This is a genomic window from Streptomyces sp. MRC013, assembly GCF_023614235.1.
GTDB lineage: Bacteria > Actinomycetota > Actinomycetes > Streptomycetales > Streptomycetaceae > Streptomyces.
On sequence record NZ_CP094264.1, the window covers coordinates 1394274 to 1411317 of the forward strand.

The window sequence follows — 17044 nt, forward strand, 5'->3', positions numbered from 1 at the left end:
CCGGGTTGGACCTTCCGCGCGGGCTTTGGCAATATTGCGCGCCCGCATGTCGCGGAACACTCCGGAGGCGCCCCGGGCGCGGTCGGGGGCACACCGCCGACCTGCCGGTACGGGTGCTTCCGACGGTCCGCGCCGGAGGAGGGGGACCGGCAGACTGGGGTGCATGCACACCGAGACCGCCTCCCTGCCCGGCGACCCCGGGCGCCCCAACGAGGACTGGGCCGCCACGGCGGTCCCGGCGTCCGGCCGGGGCGGCGCCCTGGTGGTCCTAGACGGGGTGACGCCGCCGTCCGCGGACGTGGGTTGCGCGCACCCGGTGCCCTGGTTCACGGCGCGCCTCGGGGGTTCCCTGACCGAACTGTCGGTTTCCAGGCCCGATCTGACCCTGGCACAGGTCCTGGCGGAGGCAATCCGGCGCACCGCGGACGCCCACTCCGCAACTTGTGATCTTTCTCACGTCCGAACTCCTCAGGCGACGGTGGCGCTGGCGCGTTGGGACGCTGAGGCCGTGGAGCACCTGGTGCTGTCCGACTCGGTGCTGCTGCTGGAGTCGCCCGAGGGGGAGGTGCGCGCGGTGCGGGACGGCCGGCTGGACCTCGTCCCGCCCGAGGTGCTGCGCTCCCACGCGGCGACGGACCGGCTGCGCAACGCGGAGGGCGGTTTCTTCACGGCGGCCGCGGACCCGGCGGTGGCGGCGCGGGCGGTGACCGGGGTGACGCCGCGGTCCGCCGTACGGGCGGTGGCGGCGCTGTCGGACGGGGCGGCGCGATGGGTGGAGCCGTTCGGCGAGGGCGGCTGGGCGGACTGCGTGGCCGTACTGCGGGAGGAGGGTCCGCGGGGCCTCCTCGGCCGGGTCCGGGCGCTGGAGGCCCGGACCCCGGGGGCCGTCGGGGGGCGCCTGCGGAAGCGCCACGACGACGCGACGGCGGTCTACGCCGAGCTGTGAGCCCCCGGGGTCACGACCCCGCGGGGTCCCGGTCCTCGGCGCGGGTGTTGAGCTGGTGGAGCAGCCGGGCCAGTTCCGCCACCTCGGCGCGGTCCCAGCCGGCGAGCTTGCGCACGTACCGGGCGCGGCGGGCGTCGCGGACGCGGCGGAAGCGGCTCCGTCCCTCCTCGGTGAGGCGCACCAGCGAGGCGCGGCCGTCCGCCGGGTCGGGCTCGCGGACGATGAGCCCCAGTTCCTCCAGAGCCCGGAGCTGGCGGCTCATCGTGGCCTTGCCCACGCCGAAGTACCCGGCGAGTTCGGTGGCCCGCCGGCCGCCCGCCTCGTCGAGCCGGACGAGCAGCCCGTACGCGGCGGGTTCGAGGTCGGGGTGGACCTCGCGGGCCATCTCGCCGGAGGACGCGCGGGCGCGGCGCAGGAACACGGCGAGTTCGCGTTCGAGGGCGAGGTACGCCTGGTCCGCGCCGCCGTCCGGGTCCTGCTCGCCGGGCCCCTCGTGCACCGGTTCGCCGCCCGTACCGCTTTCCCTCATGCCCGCACCCCTCGCGCGTCCCGGCCGCCCTGCCGCGGCGTGCCCCGCGGCACGGCAAGTATCCCGCAGGGGCCGGGCGTCGGCGCAGGTCGACGGGGCGGCGGGGCGGCGGGGCGGCGGGACCGATCGGCGGAGGCCCGGCCCCCCGCCGACCCGGCCCCCGGCCGGCCGGGGGCCGGGTCGGCGGGGGGCCGGGTCGGCGGGGGCGCCGTCCCGCGGGGTGCGGCGTACGGCGCCGTCGGCGCCGGGTACGACGGTCCGGGCGGCCCTTCCCGCCGGACGACGGCGGCCCGGACGGTCCTCCCCACCGGGCGCGTCGACCGGACGGCCGCCTTCCGGTCCCGGTGCGCCGCCGCGCCGCCGCCCGGTGCGCCGAAGCCCCGTCGGCCGGTACCGCTCCGCGGGCGCGCCGGAGCACGGCTGCGGAGGCACCCCCCTCGGCCCGGCGGGTCCGGTCGTGCCCCACCGGGCCCGGCGGTCCCGTCCTGCCGGCCCCGGCGGGGAGGGGGACCTCCGGTCGGCCCCCTCCGCCCGGCGGGCCGTTCACAGCGGGAGGACCGCCCGCACGAGGAAGCCGCCCTCCGGACTGCGCGTCGCCGACAGCGACCCGCCGAGCAGTTCGGCCCGCTCCCGCAGTCCGACGAGCCCGTACCCGCCCCCGGGCAGGCCGGCGCCGGCCGGGTCCGGACCGGGGTGCGGGGCCGGGGGCCGGGCGGCACCGGGCGGTGCGGAGTTTCCGACCTCCACGGTCAGCGAGCACCCGTCCGGGCCGGGGGCGACGCGGACGGCGACCCGGGCGCCCGGGGCGTGTTTGCGGACGTTGTTCAGGGACTCCTGGACGATGCGGAACACCGCGTTCTCCACCTCCCCGGCGGGTGCCGTCCGGAGCTCGGCCACGTCGAGCGCGACCTCCAGGAGGCTGCCGTCGGCCAGGTCCCGCAGCCCGTCGAGGCCGGTGCGGCCGGCGGACCGGGCGGCGGCCGGGTCGGAGGCGCGCAGCACGCCGACCATGTCGCGCAGCTCCTCCAGGGCCTGCACTCCGTGGCGGCGGATGCTCTCGGCGGTGTCCCGCTTCCAGGCGTCGGTCTCGGCGGCCCGCAGGGCGCCCGCCTGGACGGCGATGATGCCGACGTGGTGGGCGATGGTGTCGTGCATCTCGCGGGCGAGCCGGGCCCGTTCGCGGGCGACGGCGCGCTCCGACTCCAGGTGCTGCTCCCGCTCGCGGGTGGCCGTGAGCTCGGCGAGGCGGGCGCGCAGTTCGCCGCGGGTGGCGACGAGCAGGCCCAGCGCGGTGGGGCCCGTGCTCATCAGGGCGGCGGCCTCGACGGAGGTGAGGATCTCCTGGCGGGTCATCGAGGCGAACTCCCACACGGGCCAGGGGCAGGCCGCCGCCGCGAACAGCAGGGCGCAGGCCACCGCGGTCCGGTGCCGGGAGCGGCCGGACGCCATCTCCAGCATCGCCACCATGGACGGCAGCCACATGTGCCCGGTCAGCATCGCCGGCAGGGTGGCGCACAGCGTGGTGAGGGGCAGGCGCCGCCGCAGCGGCAGAAAGAACAGCGCCGCCGCGCACACCGCGAGGGGAAGGGCGGCGAACAGCCCCTCCACGGCCAGCAGTTCGGCAGCCGCGGTGGCTGCCAGGACCCGCCCGGCGGCCGAGCGGCGCCGCCTCATCACACGAGTCGCAGCTGGTGCGCCCGTACCGCCGCCTGCACCCGGTTCGCCACGCCCAGCTTGCCCAGCACCGTGCTGACGTGGTCCTTCACCGTCGTCGTCCCGATGCGCAGCCGCCGTGCTATCTCGGAGTTGGACAGGCCCTCCGCGAGGAGGACGAGGACCTCGCGCTCACGGGGCGTCAGCCCACCGGATCCCGGGCGGTCGCCGAATCCCGGGCGGTCGCCGGACGCGGCCGGCCGGCGCTCCGGTTCCCCGCCCCCCGCGCGCAGGTAGCCGTCGACGACCGTCCGGGCGACCTTCGGCGCGATGACGCGGCCGCCCGCCGCCAGCTCCCCGATCAGGTACCGGAGCTGCTCGGGCGCGGTGTCCTTCAGCAGGAAGCCGGCCGCCCCGCCCCGCAACGCCGCCGACAGGTGTTCGTCCGCGTCGAACATGGTCAGCATCGCCACGACGGGCGGGTCGGGCAGGGCCCGCAGGTCCGCGAGGACGGCCAGGCCGTCCCGGTCGGGCATGCGGACGTCGAGCAGGACCACGTCCGGCCGGTGCTCGCGCGCCCCGTCGACCGCCTCCGCGCCCGTGCACACCGCGACGACGCGCGTGCCGTCGAAACCGTCGACGATCCGCCGCAGGCCCTCTCTGATCAGGACCTCGTCATCGACGATCATCACGTGCACTGCTGGACGGTTCATACGGCGGGACCCCACTCAGGCGTTCTGGAGCGCCCTCAGCATAGGCGTTGCGCGTCTCCGCGAGGGGCCTGCGCCCCGCTGCGGCACGGGGCCCGCGCGCGAGCCGCGGGAGGCCCCGGCAGCGGGGCGCCGGGACCTCCCGCGAGCGGCGCGGGCCGTCCTCGCGGAGGGGCGGCGGGGCGGGGCGACGGTCCGTCACCGGGCGGCGGGGCGGGGCGACGGTCCGTCACCGGGCGGCTGGCCCGCAGCCGTACGGGCCCGTACGCGTCCGTACCGGCCCTCCGGCGGGGTCAGGCGGCCGCGGGCGCCGCCGGAGCCTCCTCGTCGCGGCCCCGGTGCGCCCCGGCGCCGGCGGTCGCGGGCGTCAGGGCGATGTCCAGGACCTGCCGGACGTCCGTCACCGTGTGGACCTCCAGCCCGTCGAGGACCTCGGCGGGCACGTCGTCGAGGTCGGGCTCGTTCCGCTTCGGGATGACGACCGTGGTGATCCCGGCCCGGTGGGCGGCGAGCAGCTTCTGCTTGACGCCGCCGACCGGCAGCACCCGCCCGGTCAGCGACACCTCGCCGGTCATGGCCACGTCCGTCCGCACCAACCGGCCGCTGAGCAGGGAGGCGAGCGCGGTCGTCATGGTGACGCCGGCGCTCGGTCCGTCCTTCGGCACGGCCCCGGCGGGGAAGTGGATGTGGACGCCCCGGTCCTTGAGGCCGGTGACGGGCAGTTCGAGCTCCGCGCCGCGGGAGCGGAGGAAGGAGAGCGCGATCCGCGCGGACTCCTTCATCACGTCGCCGAGCTGCCCGGTGAGGGTGAGTCCCGCGGCGCCGGTCTCCGCGTCGGCGAGGGACGCCTCGACGAACAGCACGTCGCCGCCCGCGCCGGTGACCGCCAGGCCGGTCGCGACGCCGGGGACGGACGTGCGGCGCTCGGCCGGCTCCTGGGCGGACTCCGGCACGTGGTGCGGGCGCCCGAGGAGGCTCTCCAGGCCGTCCGCGCGGACGGTGAACGGCAGCTCCCGCTCGCCCAGTTCGGCCCGGGCGGCGATCTTCCTCAGGAGCCGGGCGACGGACCGCTCCAGGTTCCGCACGCCCGCCTCGCGGGTGTACTCGCCGGCGAGCCTGCGCAGCGCGGCCTCCTCGACCACCACCTCGTCCCGGTCGAGCCCGGCCCGCTCCAGCTGGCGCGGCAGCAGGTGGTCGCGGGCGATGACGATCTTCTCGTCCTCGGTGTAGCCGTCGAGCCGGACCACCTCCATGCGGTCCAGGAGCGGCTCGGGGATGGCCTCCGCCACGTTCGCCGTGGCGAGGAAGACGACGTCGCTCAGGTCGAGTTCGACTTCGAGGTAGTGGTCGCGGAAGGTGTGGTTCTGCGCCGGGTCGAGGACCTCCAGCAGGGCGGCGGCCGGGTCGCCCCGGAAGTCGGAACCCACCTTGTCGATCTCGTCGAGGAGGACGACGGGGTTCATGGAGCCGGCCTCCCTGACGGCGCGGACGATCCGGCCGGGCAGGGCGCCGACGTACGTCCGCCGGTGGCCGCGGATCTCCGCCTCGTCCCGTACGCCGCCGAGCGCGACGCGCACGAACCTGCGGCCCATGGCGCGGGCGACGGACTCGCCGAGGCTCGTCTTGCCCACACCGGGCGGCCCCACCAGCGCGAGCACGGCGCCGCCGCGGCGCCCGCCGACGACGCCGAGGCCCCGGTCGGCGCGGCGCTTGCGGACGGCGAGGTACTCGGTGATGCGCTCCTTCACGTCCTGCAGTCCGGCGTGCTCGGCGTCGAGGACCTCCTGGGCGCCCCGGACGTCGTAGTGGTCCTCGGTCCGCTCGTTCCACGGCATCTCCAGGACCGTGTCCAGCCAGGTGCGGATCCAGGATCCCTCCGGGGACTGGTCGCTGGCGCGCTCCAGCTTGTCGACCTCCTTGAGGGCTGCCTCGCGGACCTTCCCGGGCAGGTCGGCGGCCTCGACGCGGGCCCGGTAGTCGTCCGTGCCGCCGTCGGCCTCCTCGCCGTTCAGCTCGCGGAGCTCCTTGCGCACGGCTTCGAGCTGGCGGCGCAGGAGGAACTCGCGCTGCTGCCTGTCGACGCCCTCCTGGACGTCCTTGGCGATGGACTCCGCCACGTCCTGCTCGGCCAGGTGGTCGCGCAGCTGCTCGGTGGCGAGCCTCAGCCGCGCGACGGGCTCGGCCGTCTCCAGCAGGGCGACCTTCTGGGCGGTGGTGAGGAAGGGGGAGTACCCGGCGTTGTCCGCCAGGGCGGAGACGTCGTCGATCTGCTGGACCCGGTCGACGACCTGCCAGGCGCCGCGCTTGCGCAGCCAGCTGGTGGCCAGGGCCTTGTACTCCTTGACCAGCTCGGTGACGGCGCCGGGCAGCGGGTCGGGCGCGGTCTCCTCGACCAGGGCGCCCTCCACCCACAGGGCGGCGCCCGGCCCGGTGGTCCCGGCTCCGATCCGCACGCGCGCCCGGCCCCGGATGAGCGCTCCGGGGTCTCCGTCGGAGAGCCGCCCGACCTGCTCGACCGTCCCGAGGACGCCGATGCCCGCGTACGTGCCGTCCACCCTGGGGACCAGCAGCACCCGCGGCTTGCCGCTCCCGTCCCGGGCGGCCGCCTGGGCGGCCTCGACGGCGGCGCGCACCTCGTTGTCGGACAGGTCCAGCGGCACCACCATCCCCGGTAGCACGACCTCGTCGTCGAGCGGCAGCACGGGCAGGGTGAGCGAAGCGGACGTCGAAGCCATGATCTCCCTTTCGGCAGTCAAGTTGAGCTACGTCGACTCAATGTTCGGGAGTCCGGCATCGTTCCCGCACCCTGTTCGCTCTGAGCGATCTTCCGTCCCGTCCCGGTCCGGAGGCGCCCGGCCGAAGCGCCCGCTCCGGTACGCGGCGGGGGCGCACCCCCGCCCACCGGTCCCCACCGGTCCCCACCGGGGCGGCGCCCGGCCGGCCGCGCGCCCCCCTCACGCCCGCTGCCCCGGACCGCGCCCCGCCGGAACCGTCCGAACCGGCGGCGCGGAACCGGGCCGGACGGCGCCCCTCCGCGGGCGGGCCCGCCCGGAGCGCCCCCGGGAGGACCGGTGGCACCGCGCGGCCGGACGGCCCGGCCGCCGCACGGGGGACCCGCAACGCCCGTTCCGTCGGCGGTCGTTGTCAGTGGCGGCTCCTACGATCGGCCCATGAGCATGATCGGGGAGTACGTGAGGCTGACCGCCGACGAGTTCGCGCGGGCGCTGAGGGATCCGCAGTGGGCGCAGGAGCGGGTCGACGAACTGGTCGAGGCCGAGTTGCGCGGCGGGGGCGGCGGGGACCGGGCGCGGTGCCTCGACACCGACAAGGCGTGGCACGCGCTGGATTTCCTGCTGTCGCGGATCGGCTTCCCCGTCGACGTCGTCTTCGGGGAGGGCGCGATACCGGGCGCCGAGGAGTGGGGGTACACCCCGCCGCGCTATCTGACGCCCGAGCGGGTCGGGGTCGCCGCCGAGGCGCTGCGGCGGACCCCCGCCGAGCGGCTCGTCGAGGGGTGGGCCCCGAGGACCTGGCGCGGGCCGAGGTGTACCCGGTGGTGGTCTGGGAGCGGGGGGAGCCGCTGGAGTACGTGACGGCCTACTACGAGGAGCTGGTCCCGTTCTTCGGCGCCGCCGCCCGCGAGGGGGACGCCGTGCTCATGTGGCTGGACTGAACCGGTCCTCGCAGCTCGCCGGGACCGTGTCGCCCGGATCCGCCGCGACGGCGTCCGCGCCCGCGCCGCAGGAGGCGACGCGGTCGCCGGGTCCGCCATCGCCGAGGGTGATCCGGTCGCCGCCGCCGTGCGTGGTGACGTCGTCGGCGCCGGTCCCGGGGTCGACGACCGCGTCGAGGGGCACCGCGACGTGGACCCGGTCGTCCTGGTCCCCCGTCCGGACGGTGATCCGGGTGACCCCGGCGGCGGCGCCACAGGTGACGAGGACGTCGCTGCGCCGGACGCACCCGGGGCCCGCCGCGGCCCCGGTCTCGTCCTGGACCGCCAGCTCGCCGAGGAAGAGGCCGACGGCCACGTCGTTCTCGACGCCGGGGCCGGCGTCGTAGACGACGGTGCCGCCGAAGCGGGCGGCCGTGCCGCCCTGGGCCTGGGCGGCCTGGGCGGCCAGGGCGAGGGGGGCGGCCAGGCCGAGACCCAGGGCGCCCGCCGCCGCGGACACGGCCGCGCGGCGCAGCGCGCGGGCTGCGGGGTTCCTCATGGTCGGGTTCTCCCTTCACACGTCTTCCCGGTCACCGAAACAGACAGCGACACGATCCGCACCATTTGTTACACCCTGGCGCCGCACCGCCCCCTCGGGTGTAATGGCCTCATGCACAGCGCAGACATTACCGACGCGTGGGTCCGGGGCTGGGCCGTCTCCCGCGGCGCCCCGCCCCCCGTCGAGGAGCCGTGGGGGTACCGCATCGACGTGGGTCTGAACCGCCACGTCCTCCGGCACGTCGTGCCCGAGCCCGACGGGCCGACCGTCCGCGAGCTCTGCGCGACCGTGACGCGGCCGTACGCCTGGTTGAAGGTCCTCGCCGAGCCCGAGGAGGTCGCCGGCTGGATCACCCCCGGCTGGACCGTCCCCGACGACCCGGGCTTCATGATGTACACCGCCCTGCGCCCCGGCCCCGCCCCGGCGCTGCCCGCCGGGTACGCCCTGCACGCCGAGGTCCACGAGGGCGTCCACCTCGTGCGCGTCCTCACCGAGGACGGTTCGCTCGCCGCGCGCGGCCAGGTGGCGCCCACGGGCCGCACGGCCGTCTTCGACCAGATCGAGACGGACGGGGCGCACCGCAGGCGCGGCCTCGGCAGCACCGTCATGCGCCTCCTGCACAACGCCGCCGCCGCGGCCGGGGCCACCACCGGCGTCCTCGGCGCCACCGTCGACGGCTTCGCCCTCTACACGTCGCTGGGCTGGCGGTACCAGGGGCCGCTGACCGGGGTGGTGCGCGACGGCGGCCCGGCCGCGGACGGCACCGGCGGCTGACCGCCGGCCGCGAACGCCCCTCCCGCCCGCGGCCGTTCCGCATAGGCTGGGGCGCATGCCCGTGACGCTCGACCGACGTGAAGGCCCGTACGGTGAAGTCGTGCTGCGGCAGCGCGGCGAACACTTCGAGATCATCGCCAACGGCACCTTCCTGATGGACACCTCCGACGGCCGCTCCGAGCGGCTCCTCGTCGACGCCGCCCTGCACGCCCTGGGCGGGGGCCGCGCCGCCCGCCCCTCCGTGCTCATCGGCGGGCTGGGCGTCGGCTTCTCCCTCGCCCACGCCGCCGCCGACCCCGCCTGGGGCCGCATCGCCGTGGTCGAACGCGAGCGGGCCGTCATCGACTGGCACCGCGCGGGCCCCCTCGCCGCCCTCTCCGCCCCCGCCCTCGCCGACCCGCGCACGGTCCTGGTCCACGCCGACCTCGTCGCCTACCTCCGCGACCCGGACACCGCCGACACGTACGACGCGCTCTGCCTCGACGTCGACAACGGCCCCGAGTGGACGGTCACCGAGGACAACGGCGGCCTGTACTCGCCGTCCGGCCTGGCCGCCTGCGCACGCCGCCTCAACCCCGGCGGCGTACTGGCCGTCTGGTCCGCCCGGCCGTCCGCCGCTTTCGAGGAGTCCCTCCGGAATGCCGGTTTCCGCGGGGTACGGACGGAAGAGGTCCCCGTTGCCCGGGGCGTACCGGACGCGGTCCACCTCGGGGTTCGACCCGCGTAGCCGCGACGCGGCCGCTGCCTTTATGTTGTTGACGGAAGCGCACGGATCTACAGCTCGCGCAGGACGCGACAGGGGCGGGGCATGGAGCACGCACACACCGGCCACACCGGCAACGCGGTCACGGCGGGTACCCAGCGCCGGGTCCTGGTCGTCGAGGACGACGCGACCATCGTGGAGGCCCTCTCCGCGCGGCTGCGCGCCGAGGGGTTCCTCGTGCAGACCGCGTCGGACGGACCCGCCGCCGTCGACGCGGCGGAGGCCTGGCAGCCCGACCTGATGATCCTGGACGTCATGCTGCCGGGTTTCGACGGGCTGGAGGTCTGCCGCCGCGTCCAGGCCCAGCGGCCGGTCCCCGTCCTGATGCTCACCGCGCGGGACGACGAGACGGACATGCTCGTCGGGCTCGGTGTCGGCGCCGACGACTACATGACGAAGCCGTTCTCGATGCGCGAGCTGGTGGCCCGGGTCCACGTGCTGCTGCGCCGCGTCGAGCGCGCCGCGCTGGCGGCGGTCACGCCCCGCAGCGGCATCCTGCGCCTCGGCGAGCTGGAGATCGACCACGCCCAGCGCCGCGTCCGCGTCAGGAGCGACGACGTGCACCTGACGCCGACCGAGTTCGACCTGCTGGTCTGCCTGGCCAACACCCCGCGCGCGGTGCTCTCCCGGGAGCAGCTGCTCGCCGAGGTCTGGGACTGGGCCGACGCCTCGGGCACCCGGACGGTGGACAGCCACATCAAGGCGCTGCGCCGGAAGATCGGCGCCGAGCGGATCCGCACCGTGCACGGCGTGGGGTACGCCCTGGAGACCCCGGCGCCGTGAGCCTCGGGCAGCCCGGCACCCGGGCGGCGGACGACGACCGGCCGGCGGCCCGCGCCGGCCGGGACCGCCCGGCCGGCGGCCCGTACCGGAGGGGCGCGCGCGGCGACCGGCACACCGGCCGCCCGGCGCCGGCCCCCGGGCGGCGGACCTCGGACGGCGGGGCGGTCCGCCGCCCGCGCGGCCGGTTCCGGCCCCTCACCATCTCGATCAAGACGAAGCTCTGCTCCCTCGTCGTCGTCTCCGTCTTCATCACCACCGGGCTGCTCCTGGTCGCCCTGCGGACCGAGACCGAGCTCCGGTTCATCACGGTCTTCTCGGTGATCGCGACCCTGCTGCTCACCCAGTTCGTCGCGCACGGCCTCACCGCCCCGCTCGACGAGATGAACAAGGTCGCCAAGGGCATCTCGCACGGCGACTACACCCGCCGCGTCCACGGTGCCGGCCGCCGCGACGAGCTCGGCGACCTCGCCTCCACGATCAACCGCATGGCGGACGACCTGGAGGCCGTCGACCGGCACCGCAAGGAGCTGGTCGCCAACGTCTCCCACGAGCTGCGCACCCCGATCGCCGCGCTCCGGGCCGTCCTGGAGAACGTCGTGGACGGCGTCTCGGCCGCCGACCCGGAGACCATGCGCACGGCACTGGCGCAGACCGAGCGGCTGGGCCGCCTGGTGGAGACGCTGCTCGACCTGTCCCGGCTGGACAACGGCGTCGTACCGCTCCGGTCGCGCCGGTTCGAGGTGTGGCCCTACCTGTCGGGCGTCCTGAAGGAGGCCGGCCTGGCCGCGTCCCAGCGCGCCGTGGGCTCCGGGGCGGTCCCCCACACGCGTACGGACGTGCACCTGCACCTGGACGTCTCCCCGCCCGAGATGACCGCCCACGCGGACGTGGAGCGGCTCCACCAGGTGGTGGCGAACCTCGTGGACAACGCCGTGAAGCACTCGCCCCCGCACGGCCGCGTCACGGTGCGGGCCCGGCGCGGGCCGTTCCCGGAGTCGCTGCGGCTGGAGGTCGTGGACGAGGGCCCCGGCATCCCCGAGTCGGAGCGGCACAAGGTGTTCGAGCGGTTCAACCGGGGCAGCGTCCCCGCTCCGCACGGACCGGGCAGCGACGGCGGCACGGGGCTGGGCCTGGCCATCGCCCGCTGGGCCGTGGACCTCCACGGCGGCCGCATAGGCGTGGCCGAATCCGCGAGGGGCTGCCGCATCCTCGTCACCCTTCCGGGGATTCCGCAGCAGCGGAGTTGACATAGGGTTCGAACCGGAGCCGCTCCGGGTCCGCGTGGGTGTGCGTACGCGTGCGCACCCCCTCCGGGGCCGGTTCGGAGCCGACCGGAGGTGCGGGGAGCGGAAGCCGCAGCTCAGTCGAGTGGTACCCGCTCGCCGCCGAACCACGCATGTTTCCCGGCGCTTCTTCCCCCGAAACCCGCCGTTCGATGTGATGTACGCGACGATGGCACGCCCCGCCTGCACCTTCCGCCCACGGAGGCGTAGCCTTTATTTCCGCTGTCCATCACCTTGTGAAGCGGAAGAGGGCGGTTGCCGCCGTGTCGTCTCAGTCCCCCAGTAACTCGAGCATCTCGACCGACCAAGACGGCCGGGGTCAGAGCCCTGCGGCCGCCTTCGGCGCCAACGAGTGGCTCGTCGACGAGATCTACCAGCAGTACCTCCAGGACCCGAATTCGGTCGACCGCGCCTGGTGGGACTTCTTCGCCGACTACAAGCCGGGTGCCTCCGGCTCGGCGGACAAGCCCGCAGGTCAGGCTCCCGCGGCCTCGGGGGCCGCGGGCACCGTGACGCAGCCGGCCCCGGCCGCGGAGGCGCCCGCCGCACAGGCCCCCGCCGCCCCGGCCCAGCCCGTCCGGCCCGCGCCCGCGCCCGCCGCGCAGGCCCCCGCCCCGGCCCCGGCGAAGCCCGCGTCCGCCGCTCCCGCGCAGGCCCCCGCCGCCCCGGCGAAGGCGGCCCCCGCCGAGCCCGCCGCCGCGAAGCCCGCCCCGGCGAAGCCCGCCCCCGCGGCCGAGGCCCCGGCCGGCCCGGAGTTCGTGACGCTGCGCGGCCCCGCCGGCGCCGTCGCCAAGAACATGGACGCCTCGCTGGAGGTGCCGACCGCCACCTCGGTCCGCGCCGTCCCGGTGAAGCTGCTGTTCGACAACCGCATCGTCATCAACAACCACCTGAAGCGCGCCCGCGGCGGGAAGATCTCCTTCACCCACATCATCGGCTACGCGATGGTGCAGGCCATCAAGGCGATGCCCTCCATGAACTGGTCGTACCAGGTCAAGGACGGCAAGCCGACCCTGGTGAAGCCGGAGCACGTCAACCTCGGCCTCGCCATCGACCTGGTCAAGCCCAACGGCGACCGCCAGCTGGTCGTGGCGGCCATCAAGAAGGCCGAGACGCTGGGCTTCTTCGAGTTCTGGCAGGCGTACGAGGACATCGTCCGCCGCGCCCGCGCCAACAAGCTCACGATGGACGACTTCACCGGCGTCACGGTCTCGCTGACCAACCCGGGCGGCCTCGGCACGGTCCACTCCGTGCCGCGCCTCATGCCCGGCCAGTCGGTGATCATGGGTGTCGGCTCGATGGACTACCCGGCCGAGTTCCAGGGCACGTCGCAGGACACCCTGAACAAGCTGGGCATCTCCAAGGTGATGACCCTCACCTCGACCTACGACCACCGCGTCATCCAGGGCGCCGCGTCCGGCGAGTTCCTGCGGGTCGTCGCCGACCTCCTCCTCGGCGAGGACGGCTTCTACGACGACGTCTTCAAGTCGCTGCGCATCCCCTACGAGCCGGTCCGCTGGCTCAAGGACATCGACGCCTCGCACGACGACGACGTCACCAAGGCCGCGCGCGTCTTCGAGCTGATCCACTCCTACCGGGTCCGCGGCCACGTCATGGCCGACACCGACCCTCTGGAGTACCGCCAGCGCAAGCACCCCGACCTGGACATCACCGAGCACGGCCTCACCCTGTGGGACCTGGAGCGCGAGTTCGCGGTCGGCGGCTTCGGCGGCCGGTCGATGATGAAGCTGCGCGACATCCTCGGCGTGCTGCGCGACTCGTACTGCCGCACCACCGGCATCGAGTTCATGCACATCCAGGACCCGAAGCAGCGCAAGTGGATCCAGGACCGCGTCGAGCGCCCGCACTCCAAGCCGGAGCGCGAGGAGCAGCTGCGCATCCTGCGGCGGCTGAACGCCGCGGAGGCGTTCGAGACGTTCCTGCAGACGAAGTACGTCGGCCAGAAGCGGTTCAGCCTGGAGGGCGGCGAGTCCGTCATCCCGCTGCTCGACGCGGTGATCGACTCGGCCGCCGAGTCCCGCCTCGACGAGGTCGTCATCGGCATGGCCCACCGCGGCCGCCTGAACGTCCTGGCGAACATCGTCGGCAAGTCGTACGCGCAGATCTTCCGCGAGTTCGAGGGCAACCTCGACCCGAAGTCCATGCACGGTTCCGGCGACGTGAAGTACCACCTGGGCGCCGAGGGGACCTTCACCGGCCTCGACGGCGAGCAGATCAAGGTCAGCCTGGTCGCGAACCCCTCCCACCTGGAGGCCGTCGACCCGGTCCTGGAGGGCGTCGTCCGCGCCAAGCAGGACATCATCGGCAAGGCCGGCACGGACTTCACCGTCCTGCCCGTCGCCCTCCACGGCGACGCGGCCTTCGCCGGCCAGGGCGTCGTCGCCGAGACGCTGAACATGTCGCAGCTGCGCGGCTACCGCACCGGCGGCACGGTCCACATCGTCATCAACAACCAGGTCGGTTTCACCGCCGCCCCGGAGTCCTCGCGCTCCTCGATGTACGCCACGGACGTGGCCCGCATGATCGAGGCGCCGATCTTCCACGTGAACGGCGACGACCCGGAGGCCTGCGTCCGCGTGGCGCGGCTCGCCTTCGAGTTCCGCCAGACGTTCAACAAGGACGTCGTCATCGACCTCATCTGCTACCGCCGCCGCGGTCACAACGAGGGCGACAACCCGCAGTTCACGAACCCGGCGATGGTCTCGCTGATCGACAAGAAGCGCTCGGTGCGCAAGCTGTACACCGAGTCGCTGATCGGCCGCGGCGACATCACCCTGGAGGAGGCGGAGCAGGCGCTCCAGGACTTCCAGGGCCAGCTGGAGAAGGTCTTCACGGAGGTCCGCGAGGCCACCGCGCAGCCGAGCCCGGCGGTCGGCACCGACCCGCAGGCCGGCTTCCCCGCGGAGGACGTGAAGACGGCCGTCCCGCAGGAGGTCGTCAAGCGGATCGCCGAGTCGCAGGTCAACGTCCCCGACCACGTCACCGTGCACCCGCGCCTGATGCCGCAGATGCAGCGCCGCGCGGCGTCCGTCGAGGACGGCACGATCGACTGGGGCATGGGCGAGACCCTCGCCATCGGCTCGCTGCTGATGGAGGGCGTCCCGGTCCGCCTCGCCGGCCAGGACTCCCGCCGCGGCACGTTCGGCCAGCGCCACGCGGTGCTGGTGGACCAGGAGACCAACGAGGACTACACCCCGCTGCTCTACCTCTCCGACGACCAGGCCCGCTACAACGTCTACGACTCGCTGCTCAGCGAGTACGCGGCGATGGGCTTCGAGTACGGCTACTCGCTGGCCCGCCCGGACGCGCTGGTGATGTGGGAGGCCCAGTTCGGCGACTTCGTCAACGGCGCGCAGACCGTCGTCGACGAGTTCATCTCCTCCGCCGAGCAGAAGTGGGGCCAGACCTCCGGCGTCACGCTGCTGCTGCCGCACGGCTACGAGGGCCAGGGCCCGGACCACTCGTCCGCCCGACCGGAGCGCTTCCTCCAGCTGTGCGCGCAGAACAACATGACGGTCGCCATGCCGACGCTCCCGTCGAACTACTTCCACCTGCTGCGGTGGCAGGTGCACAACCCGCACCACAAGCCGCTGGTCGTCTTCACGCCGAAGTCGATGCTGCGCCTGAAGGCCGCCGCGTCGAAGGTGGAGGAGTTCACGTCCGGCTCGTTCCGCCCGGTCATCGGCGACGCGTCGGTCGACCCGTCCGCCGTCCGCAAGGTCGTCTTCTGCGCCGGCAAGGTCTACTACGACCTGGACGCCGAGCGGCAGAAGCGCGGCGTCGCGGACACGGCGGTCATCCGCCTGGAGCGGCTGTACCCGCTGCCGGGCGCCCAGCTCCAGGCCGAGATCGCCAAGTACCCGAACGCCGAGAAGTACATCTGGGCGCAGGAGGAGCCGGCGAACCAGGGCGCGTGGCCGTTCATCGCGCTGAACCTGATCGACCACCTGGACCTGGCGGTCGGCGCCGACATCCCGCAGGGCGAGCGCCTGCGCCGCATCTCGCGGCCGCACAGCTCGTCCCCGGCGGTCGGCTCGGCCAAGCGCCACCAGGCCGAGCAGGCGCAGCTGGTCAACGAGGTCTTCGAGGCCTGACCGGCGGTCGCGCACGCGTACGGCGCCAGGGCCCGGCACCCGGAGGGGGTGCCGGGCCCTCCGGCGTACCGGCCGCCCTACCCTGGGGGGAGCACCCGGGGAGCGCCCCGGCAGGATTCAGGAGACGTGTCTTGTACTTCACCGACCGTGGCATCGAGGAGCTGGAGAAGCGGCGCGGCGAGGAGGAGGTCACCTTCGAGTGGCTGGCCGAGCAGCTGCGGACGTTCGTGGACCTGAACCCGGACTTCGAGGTGCCGGTCGAGCGCCTGGCGACGTGGCTGGCGCGGCTGGACGACGAGGACGACGAGTAGCCGCCCCCTACGGCACCGGGCGCCGCTCCCGGTCACGGCGGACGAGGCCCAGCCCCAGTGCGCCCTGGACGGCGAGCAGCGCCCCCGCCGCGGCCCAGCCGGAGGCGGGGGCGCGGCGGGTCAGGGACCAGGCGAGGAGCGGCAGGCCGACGGCGAGCTGGACGCCGGCGACGGCGAGGCGGATCCGGTCCGCGTCCCGGGCCGCGGCCCCGGGCCCGTGGCGGCGTGCGGCGGCCGGTCCGGTGCGTACGGCGTCGCGCGGGTCGCGGCCCGGGACGTCGCGCGCGCCGGGGTGGGCCCGTGCGGTGGCGAGCAGGCGCTCGGCGGTCTCGCCGGGCCGCACACCGGGCGGCGGCTCCAGCCCGAGGCGGGTGAGCACGGCGAGGAGGCCGAGGAGGCGGGCGCGGGCGTCGGCGTCCGGGTCGGGGCGGGTGAGCGCCTGCAGGTCCCGCACGTCGAGGACCGGATCGAGGCCGAGGCGCTCGGCGAGGGTGAGCACGGCCTCGTCCTCGCCGACGGGGGTGCCGTCCGCGAGCCAGGTGTAGTCGACGGGCCTGCGGAACCCGTACGCGAGGGTGTGGCCGGCCCGTTCCCGGTCCCACCAGAGGGCGACGACCGGCCAGGGCCCGCCGACGGCGAGGGCGGTGGCCCACCCGGTGGCGATCCGTTCGACCGGCTCGGAGCCGTCGCGCCAGGGGCGCCCCTCGGGGACGAGGAGGCTCCAGCCCGTGCCGGCCGGAACGAGGACCGCGCGCTCGCGCAGCAGGCGGGCCGGTGCGGCGACCGCGTCGGGGTCGGCCCGGCAGAGCAGCAGCACGCCGGTCGGTGTCGCGTCCATGGGTCATACGCTAGGGCAGTTCGCCCGTTCCCGGCGGATCTGACGCGTTGCGCCCGGTCCGCACCCCGTACGGGGCGGAGACGAGGCGCGCCGCTCCCCGCCCGCCGCAGACGGCGGACGGCGAAACG

13 protein-coding genes and 1 pseudogene are annotated in these 17044 nt (G+C 75.0%); 8 read left to right on the forward strand and 6 right to left on the reverse strand.

Annotation, left to right across the window (positions count from 1 at the left end; all coding sequences use genetic code 11):
• Positions 1–163 precede the first annotated feature (163 nt).
• Entirely contained in the window at positions 164–946 is a 783-nt protein-coding gene (locus LUW75_RS06105) for a protein phosphatase 2C domain-containing protein (RefSeq protein ID WP_250334708.1), read from the forward strand.
• 10 nt (positions 947–956) lie between these two features.
• On the opposite strand, the gene LUW75_RS06110 is transcribed toward LUW75_RS06105, so the two are convergent.
• The 4 genes from LUW75_RS06110 to lon all read right to left on the reverse strand — a co-directional run bounded on the left by LUW75_RS06110 (position 957) and on the right by lon (position 6573).
• Positions 957–1475 carry a MarR family winged helix-turn-helix transcriptional regulator gene (locus LUW75_RS06110; RefSeq protein WP_250334709.1) on the reverse strand — a complete coding sequence of 173 codons (519 nt, stop codon included), beginning with the start codon at positions 1473–1475 and terminating at the stop codon, positions 957–959.
• Positions 1476–2018: 543 nt separating this feature from the next.
• The gene (locus LUW75_RS06115) at positions 2019–3149 is read right to left on the reverse strand and encodes a sensor histidine kinase (RefSeq protein ID WP_250334710.1); all 1131 of its coding nucleotides are present in this window, start codon (positions 3147–3149) and stop codon (positions 2019–2021) included.
• Positions 3149–3841: a response regulator gene (locus LUW75_RS06120; RefSeq protein WP_250334711.1), complete on the reverse strand. Its 693-nt coding sequence runs from the start codon at positions 3839–3841 to the stop codon at positions 3149–3151. The genes LUW75_RS06115 and LUW75_RS06120 overlap by 1 nt, the downstream gene beginning before the upstream one ends.
• A gap of 290 nt (positions 3842–4131) precedes the next feature.
• Positions 4132–6573 carry an endopeptidase La gene (lon, locus tag LUW75_RS06125; protein WP_250334712.1) on the reverse strand — a complete coding sequence of 814 codons (2442 nt, stop codon included), beginning with the start codon at positions 6571–6573 and terminating at the stop codon, positions 4132–4134.
• 441 nt (positions 6574–7014) lie between these two features.
• Between lon and LUW75_RS06130 the strand changes: the two are divergent.
• A pseudogene (locus LUW75_RS06130) lies at positions 7015–7511 on the forward strand (YfbM family protein).
• Here LUW75_RS06130 and LUW75_RS06135 read toward each other — a convergent pair.
• Positions 7495–8049 carry a hypothetical protein gene (locus LUW75_RS06135; RefSeq protein ID WP_250334713.1) on the reverse strand — a complete coding sequence of 185 codons (555 nt, stop codon included), beginning with the start codon at positions 8047–8049 and terminating at the stop codon, positions 7495–7497. The pseudogene LUW75_RS06130 and the gene LUW75_RS06135 overlap by 17 nt on opposite strands.
• Before the next feature lie 111 nt (positions 8050–8160).
• On the opposite strand from LUW75_RS06135, the gene LUW75_RS06140 reads away from it, so the two are divergent.
• The 6 genes from LUW75_RS06140 (at position 8161) to LUW75_RS06165 (ending at position 16078) form a co-directional block, all read left to right on the forward strand.
• Positions 8161–8823: a GNAT family N-acetyltransferase gene (locus tag LUW75_RS06140; RefSeq protein WP_250334714.1), complete on the forward strand. Its 663-nt coding sequence runs from the start codon at positions 8161–8163 to the stop codon at positions 8821–8823.
• A 55-nt stretch (positions 8824–8878) separates the two neighbouring features.
• On the forward strand, positions 8879–9550 hold the full coding sequence (locus LUW75_RS06145) for a spermidine synthase family protein (RefSeq protein ID WP_250334715.1): 672 nt from the start codon (positions 8879–8881) through the stop codon (positions 9548–9550).
• Positions 9551–9631: 81 nt separating this feature from the next.
• Complete coding sequence (locus LUW75_RS06150; protein WP_250334716.1) at positions 9632–10369, forward strand: response regulator transcription factor; 738 nt, start codon at positions 9632–9634, stop codon at positions 10367–10369.
• Positions 10370–10569: 200 nt separating this feature from the next.
• Positions 10570–11616, forward strand: coding sequence for a HAMP domain-containing sensor histidine kinase (locus LUW75_RS06155; protein WP_250337567.1), 1047 nt, complete (start codon positions 10570–10572; stop codon positions 11614–11616).
• Positions 11617–11915: 299 nt separating this feature from the next.
• Positions 11916–15767 carry a multifunctional oxoglutarate decarboxylase/oxoglutarate dehydrogenase thiamine pyrophosphate-binding subunit/dihydrolipoyllysine-residue succinyltransferase subunit gene (locus LUW75_RS06160; protein WP_250334717.1) on the forward strand — a complete coding sequence of 1284 codons (3852 nt, stop codon included), beginning with the start codon at positions 11916–11918 and terminating at the stop codon, positions 15765–15767.
• Positions 15768–15898: 131 nt separating this feature from the next.
• On the forward strand, positions 15899–16078 hold the full coding sequence (locus tag LUW75_RS06165) for a DUF6104 family protein (RefSeq protein WP_003992906.1): 180 nt from the start codon (positions 15899–15901) through the stop codon (positions 16076–16078).
• 7 nt (positions 16079–16085) lie between these two features.
• On the opposite strand, the gene LUW75_RS06170 is transcribed toward LUW75_RS06165, so the two are convergent.
• Positions 16086–16916 carry a hypothetical protein gene (locus tag LUW75_RS06170; protein ID WP_250334718.1) on the reverse strand — a complete coding sequence of 277 codons (831 nt, stop codon included), beginning with the start codon at positions 16914–16916 and terminating at the stop codon, positions 16086–16088.
• Positions 16917–17044 lie beyond the last annotated feature (128 nt).

Excerpts from the sequence above, each read along its gene's own strand:
- LUW75_RS06105 (WP_250334708.1), top strand. The coding sequence starts at position 164 with ATGCACACCGAGACCGCCTCCCTGCCCGGCGACCCCGGGCGCCCCAAC.
- LUW75_RS06110 (WP_250334709.1), bottom strand. The coding sequence starts at position 1,475 with ATGAGGGAAAGCGGTACGGGCGGCGAACCGGTGCACGAGGGGCCCGGC.
- LUW75_RS06115 (WP_250334710.1), bottom strand. The coding sequence starts at position 3,149 with ATGAGGCGGCGCCGCTCGGCCGCCGGGCGGGTCCTGGCAGCCACCGCG.
- LUW75_RS06120 (WP_250334711.1), bottom strand. The coding sequence starts at position 3,841 with ATGAACCGTCCAGCAGTGCACGTGATGATCGTCGATGACGAGGTCCTG.
- lon (WP_250334712.1), bottom strand. The coding sequence starts at position 6,573 with ATGGCTTCGACGTCCGCTTCGCTCACCCTGCCCGTGCTGCCGCTCGAC.
- LUW75_RS06135 (WP_250334713.1), bottom strand. The coding sequence starts at position 8,049 with ATGAGGAACCCCGCAGCCCGCGCGCTGCGCCGCGCGGCCGTGTCCGCG.
- LUW75_RS06140 (WP_250334714.1), top strand. The coding sequence starts at position 8,161 with ATGCACAGCGCAGACATTACCGACGCGTGGGTCCGGGGCTGGGCCGTC.
- LUW75_RS06145 (WP_250334715.1), top strand. The coding sequence starts at position 8,879 with ATGCCCGTGACGCTCGACCGACGTGAAGGCCCGTACGGTGAAGTCGTG.
- LUW75_RS06150 (WP_250334716.1), top strand. The coding sequence starts at position 9,632 with ATGGAGCACGCACACACCGGCCACACCGGCAACGCGGTCACGGCGGGT.
- LUW75_RS06170 (WP_250334718.1), bottom strand. The coding sequence starts at position 16,916 with ATGGACGCGACACCGACCGGCGTGCTGCTGCTCTGCCGGGCCGACCCC.